The sequence below is a fragment of the Kitasatospora sp. NPDC002965 genome, assembly GCF_040611255.1.
Taxonomy (GTDB): Bacteria; Actinomycetota; Actinomycetes; order Streptomycetales; family Streptomycetaceae; genus Kitasatospora.
Genome location: NZ_JBEXNT010000028.1, coordinates 1 through 16,192 on the forward strand (window position 1 = coordinate 1; position 16,192 = coordinate 16,192).

At 71.3% G+C, this 16,192-nt stretch carries 12 protein-coding genes and 2 pseudogenes; 7 read left to right on the forward strand and 7 right to left on the reverse strand.

Going from position 1 to position 16,192, the window contains the following annotated elements; genetic code table 11:
* Positions 1–269: 269 nt before the first annotated feature.
* Entirely contained in the window at positions 270–1,532 is a 1,263-nt protein-coding gene (locus tag ABZY91_RS14300; protein WP_355402339.1) for an MFS transporter, read from the forward strand.
* 5 nt (positions 1,533–1,537) lie between these two features.
* Here the strand turns inward: ABZY91_RS14300 and ABZY91_RS14305 are convergent.
* Both ABZY91_RS14305 and ABZY91_RS14310 read right to left on the reverse strand, forming a co-directional pair.
* Positions 1,538–1,786 (reverse strand): annotated as a pseudogene (locus ABZY91_RS14305) (helix-turn-helix domain-containing protein); the annotation flags it as partial.
* 177 nt (positions 1,787–1,963) lie between these two features.
* A complete protein-coding gene (locus ABZY91_RS14310; protein WP_355402341.1) occupies positions 1,964–2,557 on the reverse strand; it encodes a hypothetical protein in 594 nt (197 codons plus the stop codon).
* A gap of 1,431 nt (positions 2,558–3,988) precedes the next feature.
* On the opposite strand from ABZY91_RS14310, the gene ABZY91_RS14315 reads away from it, so the two are divergent.
* The gene (locus ABZY91_RS14315; protein ID WP_355402343.1) at positions 3,989–4,765 is read left to right on the forward strand and encodes a hypothetical protein; all 777 of its coding nucleotides are present in this window, start codon (positions 3,989–3,991) and stop codon (positions 4,763–4,765) included.
* Positions 4,766–5,392: 627 nt separating this feature from the next.
* Here the strand turns inward: ABZY91_RS14315 and ABZY91_RS14320 are convergent.
* The 3 genes from ABZY91_RS14320 to ABZY91_RS14330 all read right to left on the reverse strand — a co-directional run bounded on the left by ABZY91_RS14320 (position 5,393) and on the right by ABZY91_RS14330 (position 7,892).
* The gene (locus ABZY91_RS14320; protein WP_355402345.1) at positions 5,393–5,821 is read right to left on the reverse strand and encodes a peptidase inhibitor family I36 protein; all 429 of its coding nucleotides are present in this window, start codon (positions 5,819–5,821) and stop codon (positions 5,393–5,395) included.
* A gap of 528 nt (positions 5,822–6,349) precedes the next feature.
* A complete protein-coding gene (locus ABZY91_RS14325) occupies positions 6,350–7,570 on the reverse strand; it encodes a response regulator (RefSeq protein ID WP_355402347.1) in 1,221 nt (406 codons plus the stop codon).
* A 106-nt stretch (positions 7,571–7,676) separates the two neighbouring features.
* On the reverse strand, positions 7,677–7,892 hold the full coding sequence (locus ABZY91_RS14330) for a hypothetical protein (RefSeq protein ID WP_355402349.1): 216 nt from the start codon (positions 7,890–7,892) through the stop codon (positions 7,677–7,679).
* An 869-nt stretch (positions 7,893–8,761) separates the two neighbouring features.
* On the opposite strand from ABZY91_RS14330, the gene ABZY91_RS14335 reads away from it, so the two are divergent.
* The 4 genes and pseudogenes from ABZY91_RS14335 to ABZY91_RS14350 form a co-directional block, all read left to right on the forward strand.
* Complete coding sequence (locus ABZY91_RS14335) at positions 8,762–8,938, forward strand: hypothetical protein (protein ID WP_355402351.1); 177 nt, start codon at positions 8,762–8,764, stop codon at positions 8,936–8,938.
* A complete protein-coding gene (locus tag ABZY91_RS14340) occupies positions 8,935–9,423 on the forward strand; it encodes a hypothetical protein (protein ID WP_355402353.1) in 489 nt (162 codons plus the stop codon). The genes ABZY91_RS14335 and ABZY91_RS14340 overlap by 4 nt, the downstream gene beginning before the upstream one ends.
* A gap of 112 nt (positions 9,424–9,535) precedes the next feature.
* Positions 9,536–10,465 (forward strand): Crystal protein ET79, encoded by a 930-nt coding sequence (locus tag ABZY91_RS14345; protein WP_355402355.1) that lies wholly within the window; start codon positions 9,536–9,538, stop codon positions 10,463–10,465.
* A 41-nt stretch (positions 10,466–10,506) separates the two neighbouring features.
* A pseudogene (locus ABZY91_RS14350) lies at positions 10,507–10,908 on the forward strand (hypothetical protein); the annotation flags it as partial.
* A 593-nt stretch (positions 10,909–11,501) separates the two neighbouring features.
* Here ABZY91_RS14350 and ABZY91_RS14355 read toward each other — a convergent pair.
* A complete protein-coding gene (locus ABZY91_RS14355; protein WP_355402357.1) occupies positions 11,502–11,903 on the reverse strand; it encodes a Rid family hydrolase in 402 nt (133 codons plus the stop codon).
* A gap of 100 nt (positions 11,904–12,003) precedes the next feature.
* Between ABZY91_RS14355 and ABZY91_RS14360 the strand changes: the two genes are divergently transcribed.
* Entirely contained in the window at positions 12,004–13,002 is a 999-nt protein-coding gene (locus tag ABZY91_RS14360) for a WYL domain-containing protein (protein WP_355402359.1), read from the forward strand.
* 909 nt (positions 13,003–13,911) lie between these two features.
* Here ABZY91_RS14360 and ABZY91_RS14365 read toward each other — a convergent pair.
* Entirely contained in the window at positions 13,912–16,176 is a 2,265-nt protein-coding gene (locus tag ABZY91_RS14365) for a glycoside hydrolase family 97 catalytic domain-containing protein (protein ID WP_355402361.1), read from the reverse strand.
* Positions 16,177–16,192 lie beyond the last annotated feature (16 nt).

A 16,192-nucleotide genomic window follows, 5' to 3' on the forward strand; every position in this document is an offset into this window, starting at 1 on the left:
GCCTTCAACCACAACTCCGAGGGCTTCTGGGTGGCCACCACACTCGTCGCCCAGCAGGAGAGCGGTACCGCTCACGCGCACTGACACGCCGTGGCCGCCCCTTCGGGGGGCGGCCACGGTACCGGCGGCAGCCGCCGCCTCGACCTCGCGCCGTCTGCCCTGCGGCGCTCCCCGGACCCCACCCAGATCGGTCGAGAACCATGTCGAACGCCGAGAACACCAGATCGGACACAAGAGGTCCAAGACCCGGGACCCCCACCCTCGAACTCGTGAGCGAGGGCAAGTACAACAAGCTCAAGTGGCGCATGCTCCTGGCCGCCATGTTCTGCTACTTCTTCTTCTACACCGGCCGGCAGACCTTCGGCTTCGCCATCCCCGGCATCCAGGCCGACCTCGGCCTCAGCAAGGCCGCCCTCGGCGGCATCAGCGGCATCCTGCTCTGGTCCTACGCCGCCGGCCAGATGATCAACGGCAACCTCGCCGACAAGTTCGGCGGCCGGCGCATGATGACCGCCGGCGCCGTCCTGTCCACCATCCTCAACTGGTGCACGAGCTTCTCCGTCGGCTCCAGGTCGCTCAGCTTCCTGTGGGGCGCCAACGGGTTCGCGCAGTCCCTCGGCTGGCCCTCCGGCGGCCGCGTCATCTCCAACTGGTGGGGCCCCCGCGAGCGGGGCAAGAGCTTCGGCTTCTACACCTTCGCCGCCGGCATGGCCTCCGTCCTCGCCTTCGTCACCTCCACCATCGTCGTCGACACCCTCAAGCTCGACTGGCAGTGGATCTTCCGAGCTCCGGTCCTGCTGATGCTCGTCGGCGGCATCACCTTCTACTTCGTCGCCCGTGAGAACCCCAAGCAGGCCGGCATCAAGCCCCCCGCCTCCGTCACCGAGGCCGAGGAGGAGGACAACCGGGACGCCGCCGCCGCGTTCGCCGGCGAGACCTCGTTCCAGCGCTACAAGGCCGTGCTGCGCAACCCCAAGATCTGGTCCACCGGCATCGCCATCGGGTTCCAGAACACCGCCCGCTACGGCCTGCTGATCTGGGTCCCGGTCTACTTCCTCGGCGAGAACTGGAAGAAGGGCGGCGGCGGTATCAACCCGCTGTGGATCTCGGTCGCGCTGCCCGTCGGCATGGCGGTCGGCGCACTCACCAACGGCCAGATCTCCGACCGGCTCTTCGGCTCCCGCCGGGACCGCCCGATCATCCTCTTCATGGTCCTGGGCGCCGCCGCCTCCATGACGATGTACCTCGCGCCGCTGAACGTCACCACCGGCATCGTGGTCCTCTTCCTCACCGGCTTCTTCGTCTACGGCCCGCAGTCCTCGTTCTGGGCGCTCTGCCCCGACATCGCCGGCAAGCGAATGGCCGGCACCGCGACCGGCGCCGTCAACTGCTTCGCCTACCTCTTCGCCGGGACCGCAGAGCCCTTCATCGGCGGCCTGATGGACAGCACCGGCAGCACCGACCTCATCTTCTTCTTCGTGGCCGGGTGCTGCGTGTGCAGCGCGCTCGTCGCCCTCACGATCCGACGCTAGTGCTGGCGGTTCACTCCCCACAGGGTGTCGTCGCCGATCGAGTAGCAGCCGTGGAAGAAGGTCACGCCGTGGGTGCGGTGGTAGGTCGCCGGCAGCCGGTCGGGCCGGCCCCCTCCCGCCCAGCGGGGGTCCAGGCAGGCGAGTCCGATCTCGTTGAAGCGGTCGATGACGTCACGCACCGTGTCCTCGTCCGCCTGCACCAGCCGGGCGATGACCGGCACCTGGTTGCCGCCGGCCGAGGCCATCAGCGTCATCGCCCGTCGGTAGCGCACCGTGCTGGTGCTGCCCCGGCGCACGACGCCGCTACGCACGACGCCGCTACGCACGAGACCACCTTCAACGTCACCTGCCAATGACCCGGCAGTGAGGCGACCGGATGGCGGAGGTGCTGTCGATCGGCTCCGACGCCATCCGGGTCCAGGGGTCAGGGGTCAGGGGTGGACGAGCTTGAACCTGACGAACTCCTCGTTGACGATGAAGATCTCCTCCTCGGCGGCCAGCCACCGCTTGCGGTCCTGCAGCTTGCTGGTCTTGATCCTCTTCTTCGTCCCCGCCACCTTGAGGTAGAACTCGTCGCCGCCCAGGTCCTCGACCTGCCAGCGGGTGCGACAGCTGCTCTTCTCCAGCCTGATGTCGGCTCCGTAGAGGCACCAGGTGCGGTACTCGCCCCAGTTGGCGGACGTCGACTCGATGCTGTAGGTGAGGTCGTCGGCGTGCAGGGTGAAGACCAGCGCGGTGCCGTTGCCCGGCTGGTTCGTCAGGAGCGCGTAGTCCCAGCCCGCGTACACCTCGAACGTCGCCCCGCGGCCCGAGTTGGCCTGGACGAGGTAGACGGGGTCGAAGACGGTCTCCCGCTTCGAGGGCGCTGGGTGGGCAGCGCTCGCGGGGAACCGGTGACCGGCGGCGCGGGTCGCGGTGTCCTGGGCCGCCGACGCCGGGGCGGTGCCCGCCAGCAGGGCGAGGCAGCCGGCCGCGGCGACCGCCGTGCGTCGCAGCGATCGGTGCAGCAGCAGTGACTTCCACATGGTCGTACCCCTCAGTGTTCGGCGTGGCCGGACTTCGATCCGTCGGCCATCCTCGCCGTCCGGGAGTCGGACTGCAGCAAACGGTTCCGGGGGGCCAGGGAATTCACACGGAAGAGTGGGCCTCGGGGCATCGACAAAGGCGGCAGGCCCGCACTCGCCGCGTGACCAAGCAATCCGGCGAACCCATGTGGTCACAGCACTGGTGTCCTGCACCGGAGATCCGTCGGCAGAATCGGGCGAGGGAGTCGAGGATCTCGTCAGCGGTCCTGGTCCAGGTGAACGGCGTGGGGTCCTCGTTCCAGCGCTTGACCCACGTGCGGATGTCACGTTCGAGGGCTTGGACGTTCTTGGGGGATCCGCAGCGGATCATCTGGTCGGTGAGGAAGCCGAACCAGCGCTCGACCTGGTTGATCCACGAGGATCCGGTCCGGGTGAAGTGCATGTGGAAACTGGGGTGTTGGGCCAGTCACGCGCGGATCGCCGGAGTCTTGTGGGTTCCGTAGTTATCGCAAGGTGAATGTCGAGCCCCGCGGGAACCTCCTGGTCGATCTTGACGAAGAACCTCCTGAACTCCGCCGGCACCGAAGAAGACGACCCGGCTCCGGCTCCCCGTCCCGGCGGCCGCCACCACCGAGGCGGCGCCCGCCAAGTGAGCCGCGCGCAAACCGCGCAAGGCCACCGAGGCGACGGCCGAGGCCGCCCCGTCGACCGAGAGCAGGCCGAAGGCGCGGAGCACGAGGAAGACCGCCGCGAAGAAGACGGCTTCGCCGGCTCCGGAAGCCCCGGTGGCGGCGAAGCGACCCCGGGGGATCGCCGACGGTGAGCCGCCCCGACCGCGGCCGGCAAGCCGCTGCGCGCGGGCGAGGTCTCCGCGGCTCTCGGCTCTGACAGCACCGACGACAACGTCCGCGCGACTCTGGAACGGCTCGTCAAGGCGGGTCGGGCGCAGCGCGCGGGCCGTGGTCTGTTCGGAGTGCTGCCGAAGAGCTGGCGTCGTGGGCCTGCTGGTTGGACCACCGTGTCGTGGTTGGCCTTTCGGGGCTGGTCGGGTTCGTTCCACATGCGCACCCGGCCGGTCGCCGACGCCCTGGCGGCCGCCCTGGCGACCCGCGGTGACCAGGTCGACGGCGTGATCTTCCACTCGCACGGGTTCCCAGTACGGGTCAGCCGAGTTCGCCGGACTCTGCCGGCGCCACGGGATCCGGCGGAGCACGGGGAAGGTCGGCTACGACAACGCCGCCGCGGAGAGCTACCTCGCTTCGCTGCAAAGGGAGTCGACGCACGGAACGCGCTGGGACAGCTGGGCGGGACCGCTGAGCTCAAGAGCTTGGTAGGGACTCTTGACAGTCGGGTGGTCCAGACCACCAGTATTGGTCCAGGCCAGAGTGCTTCAGGTCGCCGAAGTCCCCACCTTCGAAGGGAGCGCGGTCCATGGCCGGACCCGTTCGCGCACCACTCCGAGCCCTGCTCGCCGGAGCCGTCACCGCCGCCGCCATCGCCGGCGTGGCGCTCACCGGCACCGGCACCGGCACCGGCACCGCCCGTGCGGCGGGCACCCCACTGCCCGCCCAGGTCTTCGCCCCGTACGTCGAGGCCCGGGCCGGCGACAGCCTGTCCGAGCTCGCTTCACAGCCGGGTGACAAGTACCCGACGATGGCCTTCCTCCAAGCCGCCGCCACCGCCTCCTCCCCGTCGCCCTCCCCGTCGCCCTCCGCGTCGAGTGTCCAGGTGTCCGCCATCCAGGTGCGGGTCAGCCCGTCCTCGGGCACGGTGACCGCCGGCTCGTCGACCACCGCGACCGTGAGCACGGCCATCATCAACAACGGCTCGAACACGTCCATCGCGATGACGGTCAGCGGCGTTCCTGTGGGGGTCAGCGCCTCGGTCCGCCCGTCCTCCGTCAACGGGAGCTCCAGCGCCGCCCTGTCGGTGTCGACCGTGTCCACCGTCGCCCCCGGCACCTACACGCTGACGGTCAAGGGCACGCTGACCGGCACCTCGGCCACGTCCTCCGCGGCCTACACGCTCACCGTGACCGGCACCGTCCCGGCGTGCTCCACCGCCTCCTGGGTCGGCGCACAGGTCTACACCGGTGGCAGCACCGTCTCGTGGAAGGGCCACCAGTGGGGCGCCAAGTGGTGGACGCTGGGCGAGGAGCCCGGCACCACCGGTGAGTGGGGCGTCTGGCAGGACCTCGGTACCTGCTGATCCGCACGCGTCGCCGGGCCGGCCCCGGGACCGGGGACCGGCCCGGCGACGCGTGCGGACTCTGTTGCTCATTTCGCTGCGGGGTGTTGGTCGGGTTCGGGATGATCACTCTGTGGGCTGCCTGGCGCCAGCTCGGCCCGGACACCTGCGGATTCGCCCACGTCCTTGCGAGGGAGGCGGTCCACGACGGCATCCCCGCCGCGGTCCTCGCCCTCGGTATCGACATCACCGTCGCCGTCAAATGGCAGCGAGCCGCCGCCGGAGACTGGGCCGCCTACGCAGCTGAAGTCAGCCGACGCACGACGACTGACGCTGCCACGATCGGCGCCACAACCCGCTTGAAGGGGGTATTCGGGCAGTTCCAATAGCCGACTTCACCATTGTGGGTGTCGGACAAGGGGAACGGGAGATCCAGGTTGTCGGGAGTCTGGTAGGACACGGGCGGAGGCACCTTCGGGAGGAAGGCATGGCAGAGGTCGGCGCGGACAGTTCCGGTGTCGGTGCTGCATACGAGTGCCCGGGTGAAGGAACGGGCCGCCGCGACCCGGCCCGTCGCGGGCCGGGTCGCAGTGGTGACAGTGAAGATCGCCGGCCCTGTGCCGAGGAGGGCAGCCGGCAGCGGTCCTTCTAGTAGACCGTCAGGGAGCTGGCCCTGTCGTTGATCCCGGTCGGGACGTTGATGGGCGGGCCGTAGGCGCCGTACTGGCCCAGCAGGTTGCTGTAGTTGTCCCCGTCGTACAGGCTCAGGGTTCCGCCGCTTCGGTTCCAGAGGGAGCTGATCCGGTTGTTCATGTCGTAGTTGGCGAGCTTGAAGGAGCCGGCCCAGGGCACCACCCACAGCAGGCCGCCGCCGTTGGAGTTCTGGAACACGCATGCCTGGCCGTGCAGGCAGTTGTCCCACGCGGTGATCGCGGACGGGCTGTCCACCGTGATCGGCCGGATCACCACAGGGGTTCCGGAGCTGCCGTTGGCGAGGGTTTCGGCCGAAGCCACCCCCACCGTGGATGCGAACATCATGGCAGTCCCGGCCGCCGCGAGAGCGATTCGCTTACGCATCAGATTCCCTTTCCTCGTTCGAGCGTACGCACTGTGCGCACGTGTCAAATGGAGAACCGGCCTCGTGCCGAAGCCGGCAAACCGGCGCCCGACGGGCGGCCGATGTTTCAGAGCCGTTGTACGGACCTGCCGCTGCGCGGTGAGGTCCCCGGCTCGTCCGTCTCCCGGTGTGCGGAGCGCGCTGCGGCGCCCCGTGCATCAACAACCCTGTGGCGGCGGCGCATTGTCCGAAAGGGCCCTCTGGGCAGGACATTCAATCCGGACAATGATGCGTGTGCGGCGGGACGGGCCCGCCCAGGGGTGGCGGCATGGACGCGAGGCCGGCGGCGACGGGGTGCAGGGCCCGTCGGGGCAGGCCGGAGCGGTTGGCCGACGCGCAGGCCGGCCCGGTGGAACGGTTCGCCTGGGGGGCTGCGGCAGTTGCGTGACCGGGCCGGCGCCCCGGGCTACCGAGCGTCGGCGAAGGCGTCGCACTACGCCGCCAGCACGCTGACGGAGGCCGCGAAAGGGGAGCCGCTCCCGCAGCGGTCAGCCAGGAGGGGCCTCGTCCTGATCGGCGGCCTGGAGCGGGCTGTGCTGGGGGAGCGTGGGCAGGCGCCAACTGGTGCTGTCGTCCGTGGGCCGGGAGGGCGGTTCGCGGCGAGGGGCGCCGCGGTAGTTCATGTACATCTCGGCCAGGACACTGACCTTCGCGCAGAGCATCCACGGCTCGAACGGCTTGGCGATGAAGTCGATCGCCCCGGCGTCGTAGCCGCGCAGCAGGCTCTCGGGGTCCGCTCCGATCGCGGTGACGAAGATGATCGGGATGTTGCGGGTCTGGGCGCGGCGCTTGATGCGGGCTGCGGTCTCGTAGCCGTCCATGCCGGGCATCTGCACGTCCAGGATGATCACGGCGACGTCGTCGTGCTGGAGCAGCGCCCTCAGTGCGTCCGTGCCGGAGGCCACCGCCAGCACCTGGCAGTCGGCGGCGGTCAGGACCGCCTCCAGGGCTATCAGGTTCGCGGGCTGGTCGTCGACGATGAGGACCCGTGGGCTGTCCGCGCCCGCAGGGGCGGGGCGGGTCATCCTGGAGTGCTGCAGTTCCTCGCCGGCCTGCTGCTCGGCCACGACCAGTTGGCGCTCCAGGAGCTCGCAGCGTGCTTCCGCGGCGAGCCGGCGCCGACGGGACTCCTCCAGCTCGGCCGTCAGCCGCGCGACTTCCGCCTCCAGGCGCCGGCGCTCGCGCAGCAGTTCCTCGCGGTCCCCGGCGTGCAGGACCAGTTCGTCGCCCCGGGCCCGTTCGCGGGCCCAGTCGCTCTCCAACTGGTTGAGGCGCAGCGCCAGATCGGCGATGCGCTGGTTCCTGTCGAGCAGGGCCTCGCCGAGGATGTCGCTGTGGGCGGTCGAGCGCCGGGAGAGCCGGTCGGCCTCGGCCAGCTGGAACTGGAGCTGCTGGAGGGCGTGGCTGACCGAGGCGCTGGTGCGCTGGGCCGCCGCGTGCAGCGAACGCAGCAGGTCGATCGTCTCGGAAGTCGCGACGCTGCCGCGGTCGGCGCCGACGTCGGCGAGCAGGTCCTGGACGAACTGCCAGGGCGGGATCCGCTGTCCGGACAGGTAGCGGGAGACGGCTCCCGCACTCAGGTGCCGGCGCGCGCCGTAGCGGCGCACCGACGCGGTGGGCCGTAGGCCCGTAAACAGGCTGCGCAGGGCCTCGGCGAATGCCCGGCATTCGCTGTTCAGGTCGGGGCTCAGCGCTCGCAGGTCTCCCACCCGCCCACCCCCCGGTGTCTCGTAGGCCTCCACGGCGCCACCATCCTCGCAGTATCGGGTCGGCTGAGGCCCGGGAATCCAAGGCGCCCGGGCCGCAGCCTTCACGTCAGGCCGTCTCCTTGTCCGCAGGGTCCTCTCGGGGCTCGGCGACGAGCTGGTTCACGAACGACACGCTCGCACCGAACGCGCCGACGCCGTAAAGGACACACTGGGCCAGGTGCGTGCCCCCAGCGGCGCTCAGAACCCCAGCGCCGATACCCGTGAGCACGCCGACCAGCAGCACCAGGGCCGCCCTCGGCGACAGCAGCGCATGCCGCACCATCAACCTCCTCGATCCGTGGTAGCACTCGCCGCCACGACCTGCCCGCCAGCCGGATCGGCCTGACGGTGCATCACAGGATGAAGGAGGCACCTGGTGTTGCGCCTCCGTTGCCGGGCCGACAACACCAGATGGCAACACCGCGGCCTCGGGCTGTACCCGGCCGGGGATGGGATTCGGCGCCCATGCCAGCCGATCGGCGCCGTCCGACCCCGCCGCGCCCGGCTCCTCGCCGCGCGGCCTCATCTCCACCGTGTCGTCCCTTCTCCCTCTCCGTCTCCCGGGATGTGAGTACGGACCTGGATCCGGGGCGCTGTGGGCGCCGCCGGGCCGTCCGGTGGTTCGCGGTACCGGACGATGGGGGAGCGAGAGCGAGTGGAGGGGGTCCCGTCAGGAATCTCACCGCGCGGACCCTTGGCCGAACGGGACCGGGCCGACGGACGGTCCACCGCCCGGACGGCTGGTCAAGTCCCTGCGAGAGGCCGGCGGAACCGTCAGGAGATGACGCCTGCGCCGACCGGCCGGGCCAGATCGTTTGTGTCAACCTCGTCGTCCTCGAGCTTCTGGTCCTCTCCCGCGAGCACGAACCCACCCGCCGCGCCTTCCTCAAACGCCTCCGACCCCCCGGGCCTGCGCGGGCCGCCGACCGCTCCGACACGGCCCGCACAAGCCACCGGAGACGTCGCGGACATCCCGTCGTACCCCGGCTCCGGTGTTCTCCCGCGGCCGAACCGGTCGCAACGGCGAGCGGCCGCGGGCGCGACGGCGGGGATGGGAATCGACCGGCACGAAGAGCCTTCCTGTCTCGGCAGCACGCCGCCGCGATCCGTACCGGGCTCGCCGACATCGACTCCCACCACGAAGCCGACGGCGTGAGCATCGATCTCGCCGGACCGTCGGACGTGGGCCTGACCGGCCGGTCTGTCGCCGAGTACGGCACCGACCGCATCGAGGTCGACCTGACCGACCGCAGACCCGCCCAGGCCGGCTCGGCCCACGAGTTTCGGTTCTGGTCCAACTGCGAAGTCAGCCAGGCCCTTTGGAAGTGAACGGAGCCAGCCATGCCATGTTCGTGGGTTTCCACGATGCCCGGCACGGGGGTCGGTTGTCAGTCTGTCATTGCAGCCGCAGCCGCAGCCGCAGCCGCAGCCCGGTTCGGGCGGGCGGAACCGGTGCGGGTGGCCCGCTGTTCACGCGGAACATCCAGGAAAAGGAGTTTGTCATGTACGGAAGAATTCGCCGGGTTTCGCTCGCCGTTGCCGTCGCCGCCGCGGTTCTCGCCGGCGGTACGGCGCAGGCGCACGCCACTGCGGCCTCCGTCCAGCCGCACGCTGCCGTGGCATCGGTCACCCAGAGCCAGCCGTCGGCGTCCGCGATCGATATCTGGATCTGGGAGGGCCGCTATACGACTTTGGCCGACGCGAACGCGGTGGGAAACATACGGGTTCTCCTGGGACTTTCCGCCGCATTCATCATCGAGTCCGTCTACCTCGGTGGCACGACCGGCTGGGTTTTCGACCTCTACCAGCACTGAGCGCCCCGGTGCCGGCGTCCGGCCGGCGATGTCCCGGAACAAGGACGAGGCGAGCGTGACACGTGTCCGCCCGCCCAGCTTCGACGAGAGAGTTGGTAGTTCTATGTCCCGTATGACTTCCATGGCGGATCTGCGCCGCGCGGCCGCAGGTACCCTCACGGCCGCCCTTCTGACGGCCGGAGCGGTCGCCCTCGCTCCGGCGGCGCAGGCCGCGGCCGGAGCGAGCGGGCCGCAGGCGTCCGCGCAGCAGCGTCCGGACACGGGGGAGACGGAGCAGAGCGTGGCGGGCGTCACCGCGGCCCGGTCCACGAAGGTCACCCTGGTCAACAACACCGGGAACGGTCTGAACAAGACGTGGGAACACCTCGACCACGGCTGCTGGTCGGCGGACGGGCTGCCGTCGAACTACATCCCCCACGGGGTGGCGTCCAGTTGGAAGAGCGAGTCCTGCGGGTTTGCGACGGGGACCGAGGGGAGCATCTCCTACGCGCTGTCCGGCAGCAGCGGCCAGGTCGACCTGCACTGGAGCAACCCCTACGTGGGCAGCAACGGCTACAGCTGCTCCGCCCCGGTCGGCTACACCTGTTCGCGCAGTGGCGGCAGCGGGAACAACGCCGAGGTCGTGTTCACCATCCGGTCCGCGGCAGGGGCGAAGAGCGCCCCGACCCCCGCGGCGGAGTCCACGCTCTCCGCGGCCCGGAGCACGACGGTCAACCTGACCAACAACACGCCCAAGGGGCTCATCCGGGACGGGGCCAGCCTGAGCGGTGGGATCTGGTCCGACGGCATGCTGCCCCCCACCAGCCTCCCGCCCGGTACGGCCGGGAGGTGGGCGAGCGAGTCGGACGGCTTCATGACCGGCACGGCGGGCGAGGTCTCCTTCTACGTGGCCGGGGTGAGCGGCAAGCTGAAGGTGTCCTGGAACAACCCCTACGTGGGCAGCAACGGCTACAGTTGCTCCGCTCCGTACGGATACACGTGCACGTGGCAGGGTGGCGGCGGCAACAACGCCTCGGTCTCCTTCACCCTGTCGCAGTCCTGACCGCGCCGCGCCGAACCGCCGCTGCCCCCGCCCCGGGGCACATGCACCTGACCCCGGGGCGGGGGCGGCGGAGCGGTGGTGGCGCCTCGACCGCTCCGTGCCGGCCGCTGTTCCCGCGATGGTCGTGGGCCCGGCCGCAGTTCCTACCGCCACCGCGCGAGGCGCTGCGGGTCCTGGCCTCCAAAGGTCTCATCGGATCGCGGCAGAAGCGGGGCACCTTCGTCCGGCCCCGCGCGGACTGGAACCTGCTGGACGTCGACGTGTTGCGCCGGCGGGCTACGGACGTCCCGCACCGAGGCTTCCTGGCCAACCTGGGCGAGGTCCCGCTCGATCATGGAGCCGGCCGCCGGCCGCCGGCCGCCGGCCGCCTCGCCGCCGAGCGCCGTGGCGAGGCCGACCTTGCCGGCTTCGCCCACGCCCTGGAACGCATCGCCGAAGCCGGACACGACACCGACGTCGCCGTGGAGGCGGACCTGGCTTTCCACCGCGCCCTGCTGACGGCAGACCGTCCGCGCCGCCGTCGGGGAACTGGCCGACCACCTCCTCGGCGAGGACCCGCTACGGATCGAGCACCACTGGCAGGTGCTCACCAAAGGCGGCTTCTACCGCGGCGGGCGCGCCGGCCACCACCGCCCACCGGCTGCGCAAGGTGGCGAGATCGGAAGGCCGCGAGATCGGAACGACCGCGCCCGGGCAGCTGGATCCTGCGGCCGTCGACCTCCGCCGGACACGAATCGTCGAACAGTTGGCGTAGGAGAAGGGCGCCGGCACGGACCCCGACCGACACCCGGCCCCGGGACTACCGCACGGTCGGTCCGGCCTATGGCCACCCCGGGCGCCCACGCCGACCGTGTCGATCCTCGGCCTGCGCCGCACGCAGGGCCATCGCGTGGGCAACACCGATGTCCGCTCGGGCCACGAACAGCTGGCCGTGACCGGGCGACGGACCAGTCACCCGGGCCGGGACGGTGTGGCAGGGCACCGCGGGAGGGGCCGGGCACCGGCAGACCGGTCCCGGCTCCGCCCTCTCAGCGGTTCAGGGCCGGGCGGCGAGCGCCTCGACCTCGAACAGCACGTCGGGCGCGGCCAGGCTCGCGACGCCGATGAGGGTCTGCGTGGGCGGCTTCGAACCCCAGCCCTCCTGCACGGCAGCGGCGATCGGCCCGAGCTTGCCGAGGTCGTGGTCCACCACGTACGTCCTGAGCTGGACGACGTGGCCGAGGTCGAGCCCATGGGCAGCGAGGGCGACGCCGATGTTGTGGAACGCCCGCTTCACCTGCTCGGCGAAGTCGGCCGACACGACCGCGCCGTCCGGCCCCGATCCGTACTGGCCGGCGACAAACACCAGTTCCGTGCCTGCGGGGACGGCGGCGGTGTGGCTGTAGCCGAACGGAACCGGGTCGTGCAGACCGTCCGGATTGACGATGGCGTGCGCCAAGGGGATCACCTCTCGAATGCGGCAGGGCTTGTTCGTCCTGCCGGCAAGCCTCCCAACAAATCACGACGTCCTCTGTCGTGTATTCCCGTAGGGTTTCCCCATGCGCGCCGACCGCCTGGTATCGCTGGTCCTCCTGCTCCGGCAGCACGGCCGGATGTCGGCCGCCACCCTGGCCGCCGAGCTGGAGGTGTCCACCCGCACCGTCCTGCGCGACATCGAGGCGCTGTCCGTCGCCGGCGTCCCGGTCTACGCCGAACGCGGCCGCCACGGCGGGTTCGCCCTGCTGCCCGGATTCCAGACCGAGCTCACCGGACTCAGCCATGACGAGGCACTGGCCCTGCTGGTTGCCGGATCCCGGCGGGGCACCCAGGCGTTCGGCCTCGGCGCGGCGCTCGCCTCCGCCATGCGCAAGGTGGTCGACGCCCTGCCCGAGAACTCCCGGGCGACCGCGGCAGGCTCCGTGCGGAGACTGCTCGTCGATCCCGACACCGACCTCCTCGCGCGTCGACGGAACGCCGAGGAGGTGCCCGACGCCGTCATGGCCGAGGTCCGGCTCGCGGTGCTCGCCGGACAGAAGCTGCGCATCCACTACGCGGCGGTGGACCAGGCCCCGAAGTGGCGCACGGTGGACCCGATCGGGCTGGTCACCGTCCGCGACCAGGGCTACCTGCTGGCCGCGAGGTCAGGCGAGGACCGCACCTACCGGCGGTCCCGGATCGTGGCCGCCGAGGAGCTCGCCGAACCGGCCCAGCGGCCGGACCGGATCGACCTGGGCCGAGCGTGGGAGGAGCGCAGCACCCGGTTCCGCACCGGCGGGGACCAGGTCACCGTGCTGCTCCGGGTGGACCCGGCGCGGCGGGACGAGCTGGGGGGCACCGCGTTGACCGTCCACGCCGGAGAAGTCGAGGGCCCGGACGGCCGGCTGCGGCTCGAAGCGACCTTCCAGGACCCCCGGCACGCCGAATGGGCGCTCTGGCAGCTCGCCACCGACGCGGAGGCCCTGGCCCCGCAATGGCTGCGCGACCGCCTGCGCGACCGCGCCGCCGCGATCGCCGCCTCCTACAACGCGACGCCCCGAGGCCTGCGCTCCGATACCTGAGGCCCGAGGCGGGACACCGCCGGAGTTCGATGCCCGCGGTCCGACGTAGGCACCGGAGGAAAGGCGGCCGAGGCGCGGAAGGGCGTCGTGACCGTCTGGGGCCCGACAAGACGAGTGCCGACCCCGGCGGTGTCGGTGACGCCCTGGAGGTCCTCGGCGTCACCGCCCCGACCGGCGACCTTCTCACCCGGCGCGCACCGATGAGACGAGCGCCTCGCCAGGGCCTTCCGGACAGACCAAGGCCCTGGTGAGGCGCTCCCGAAGAACCGCCTCACCGTTCTCCCGGGACACCCATGGGACACCGGCCGGGACAGGGCCCGGCAGAGGTGGACGGTGCGATCGCCGTGAACACCCCGAGGCGAACGCGAAGAGCTGTGAACGCCTCGCCGGACTGCAGCCCCTGACGAACCGTCTGCGCAGGCAGCTCCGAACCCCTTCGCCCGGCGCCCAGCCGGAGCGCTCCGTCGGGCGGCCCAACACGACTCTGATGTGTGCCCTGACCGACATCCTGGCGACAGCGACCGCCCGGAACGCCCCGAACAGCTCGCGACCTACGGCTTCGCCGACGACCCGCTCGACACACCGCCCGAACACTTCAACGCGCCGCACGGCCTCTTCGACGTCGCACATCTCAAGGACCACCCTCAAGCGCTCGGCTGCGGGGGGGCTGACACATGACGACGCCCGGAACCGCTGAGATCACCCCGCCTACCCGACAGCCGTCTCCTCGTCGCCGTCGGCCGCGGCGGTCCTTCGCGGCGGCCGGCCGGGCTGGTGGCGGGGCTGGTGGCGGGGCGGTCCGGTCAGGACCTCGGCCCTGGCCGGTGTGCGAAGTCGGTCACCCGGCGCTGTCGGGCTTCCGACGGCGCCGGGTTCGGCCGGGAGGTCAGCGGTGGGCGGCGAGGTGCGTCAGTCCACCGTGAACAGCTGCGCCCCGGAGCCGCCGAGCGGCCGCTGCTCGAACTGCCCGCCCGCGCTACCGGGGGCGGTCAGGTAGAGGCCGCTGTAGCGGTTGGCGAGGCGGATCCGGCCGCCGCCCGCGTCCTCCGCGAGCCATTCGTCGTTGGTGTGCTCCCCGGTTGCGTAGCCGCACTGGACGATCCTGCCGCCGGCGTCGCGCGAGGCCTGGAAGACGACCACGTCCTCGCCGCTGCCCCGGTTGACGAGCCTGACGTAGCCGTCGCCGAGCGGCCTCAGCTCGAAGGTGCGGTCGGCGCTGCCGTCACGCGGCGCCCGCACGATCGGCACGTCGCACCCCGCGGGGCCGCCGACGGCGAGGGTGTCCGTGCTGCCGGCCACCGTCAGGGTGCGGTAGCCGGCGGGCAGGGCGGCCGTCCTGGTGAGCTTGACGGCGTGTCCGCCGTGCACGACGTTGGGGACGCTCAGGGTGTCCCCGGCCCGGATCACCCGGCTGGTCCGCACGAGCCCGTTCGGCCCGTCGGTGGTGATCTCGGCGTGCCAGGTCCCGGCGCCGAGGAAGGACGTCGGGTAGGCGATGGCGCCGGCGCCGCCGCCGGTTATCGCGCCGACGAACCAGCGGTCGCCGCTCCGCCGCGCGATCACCGAGCCGCCGACCGGATCACCCTGGACGAACCTGGTCTCGTCCCACACGGTCGGCAACTGCCGCATCCAGCGCTGCGCCTCGGGCCGGGCCCGGTAGTCGGAGATCGTGCTGCCGGGCAGCATCAGGGCGCTCTCGTAGAGGACGCCGAGGGCGAGTTCGGCCGCGTCGCTGTCCGGGTTCTCCCGCTGGAAGCTCATCGGCGAGGAGTCCGTGGCACCCAGCGCGCCGCGGGTGAACGGTATCGCCGTGACGTTTCCGAGGGGGCGGCCGGTGCTGTACTCCTCGCCCCGGACGGCCTCCGAGGTCAGCACGTGCGGCCAGGTGCGGCCCACGCCGACCGGGAGCCGGGAGCCGTGCAGGTCGACCATCAGCTTGTGGTCGGCGGCGTCGGCGAGCGCCTCGTCGTACCACCGCTGGCGCTCCTGGGCCTCGGAGCCCATGAAGTCCATCTTCACGCCGACGACGCCCCACTGGTTGAGTCTGGTGAACTCGGCGGCACGCTTCGCCGGGGTGTCGAGGTCCTTCCAGTTGTACCAGAGCATGACCCGCACGCCCCGGGCCTGCGCGTAGGAGACCAGGTCGGGCATCCAGGTGACGCCCTTCCAGCCGTCGTCGACCAGCAGGTACGGCCAGCCCTGCGAGGAGGCGTAGTCGGCCCAGGACTTCAGCTTGCCGAGGTCCGCCTGGGCGGGCTCGAATCCGTCGAACCAGGGCCAGGCCGCGATCCCGGGCTTGATCCAGGAGGTGTCGGCGACCTTGGACGCCGGTGCGATGTCGTCCTCCAGGGTCGACTCCACGACGGTCGCCGCGGTGCCGAGCGTTGCCACTCGCCAGGGCGTGGTGAACGCGGCGGTCCGTACGACCTGCGCGTCCGCGAGTTTCACGGTGAAGCGGCCGCTGCCCGCGGTGTGGGTGAAGCGCCCGCCGGAGTATCCGCCGTCGACGCCGGACTCCGAGAGCAGGACGCGGGCACCGTTGGGCAGTTGACCGTACAGGCTCATGTCGTACTCGCCGCCGGCCACCGTGGCCACCGCGGACGTGCTGTGGTTCTCCTCGTGGGCGTCGTTGAACGCTGCGCGGGTCAGCTGGGCGTCGGTCGGGAGCTCGAAGGAGGTGGTCTCCCGCAAGACGGTCGCCGCGCCCGGGAGTTCGTAGCGAAGCGCCACGCCGTCCGCCGAGGTGCGCACGTGCACGGTGAGGCGTTCGCTGCCCTTGGCGAGGACCAGCCGGGTCTCGGTCGCGGTGCGGGTGCGGGTCCGGGAGTTCCCGCTGACGGTCGTGTAGGTCTCCGCGAGGGTCCGGTCGGTCCGGCCGACGAAGGTCAGGCCGGTGCTGAAGTCGGCGGTGGTGGTGACGAGTCCGATCGGTGCGGGGCGCAGGACCTGGCGGCAGTTCCAGTCGGCTCCGAGGGTGGGCGTGCCGCTCGCGTCCAGGGCGACGGTGGCGCGCACGCCGTCGCAGCCGCCGGTGGTGGCGCCGGGCTGGACGGAGGTCCAGCTGCCGGGGGTCGCGGCGGAGGCCGGGGCCGCGGTGGTGGTGACGAGGCCGGCGGTGAGGGCCAGCAGGGCGGCCGCGACGACGAGTTCGCGTCGGGCGGTGGTGTGGTTCATCAGGTGCCTTCCTGGG

Excerpts from the sequence above, each read along its gene's own strand:
- ABZY91_RS14310 (WP_355402341.1), bottom strand. The coding sequence starts at position 2,557 with ATGTGGAAGTCACTGCTGCTGCACCGATCGCTGCGACGCACGGCGGTC.
- ABZY91_RS14315 (WP_355402343.1), top strand. The coding sequence starts at position 3,989 with ATGGCCGGACCCGTTCGCGCACCACTCCGAGCCCTGCTCGCCGGAGCC.
- ABZY91_RS14320 (WP_355402345.1), bottom strand. The coding sequence starts at position 5,821 with ATGCGTAAGCGAATCGCTCTCGCGGCGGCCGGGACTGCCATGATGTTC.
- ABZY91_RS14330 (WP_355402349.1), bottom strand. The coding sequence starts at position 7,892 with ATGGTGCGGCATGCGCTGCTGTCGCCGAGGGCGGCCCTGGTGCTGCTG.
- ABZY91_RS14345 (WP_355402355.1), top strand. The coding sequence starts at position 9,536 with ATGACTTCCATGGCGGATCTGCGCCGCGCGGCCGCAGGTACCCTCACG.
- ABZY91_RS14360 (WP_355402359.1), top strand. The coding sequence starts at position 12,004 with ATGCGCGCCGACCGCCTGGTATCGCTGGTCCTCCTGCTCCGGCAGCAC.
- ABZY91_RS14365 (WP_355402361.1), bottom strand. The coding sequence starts at position 16,176 with ATGAACCACACCACCGCCCGACGCGAACTCGTCGTCGCGGCCGCCCTG.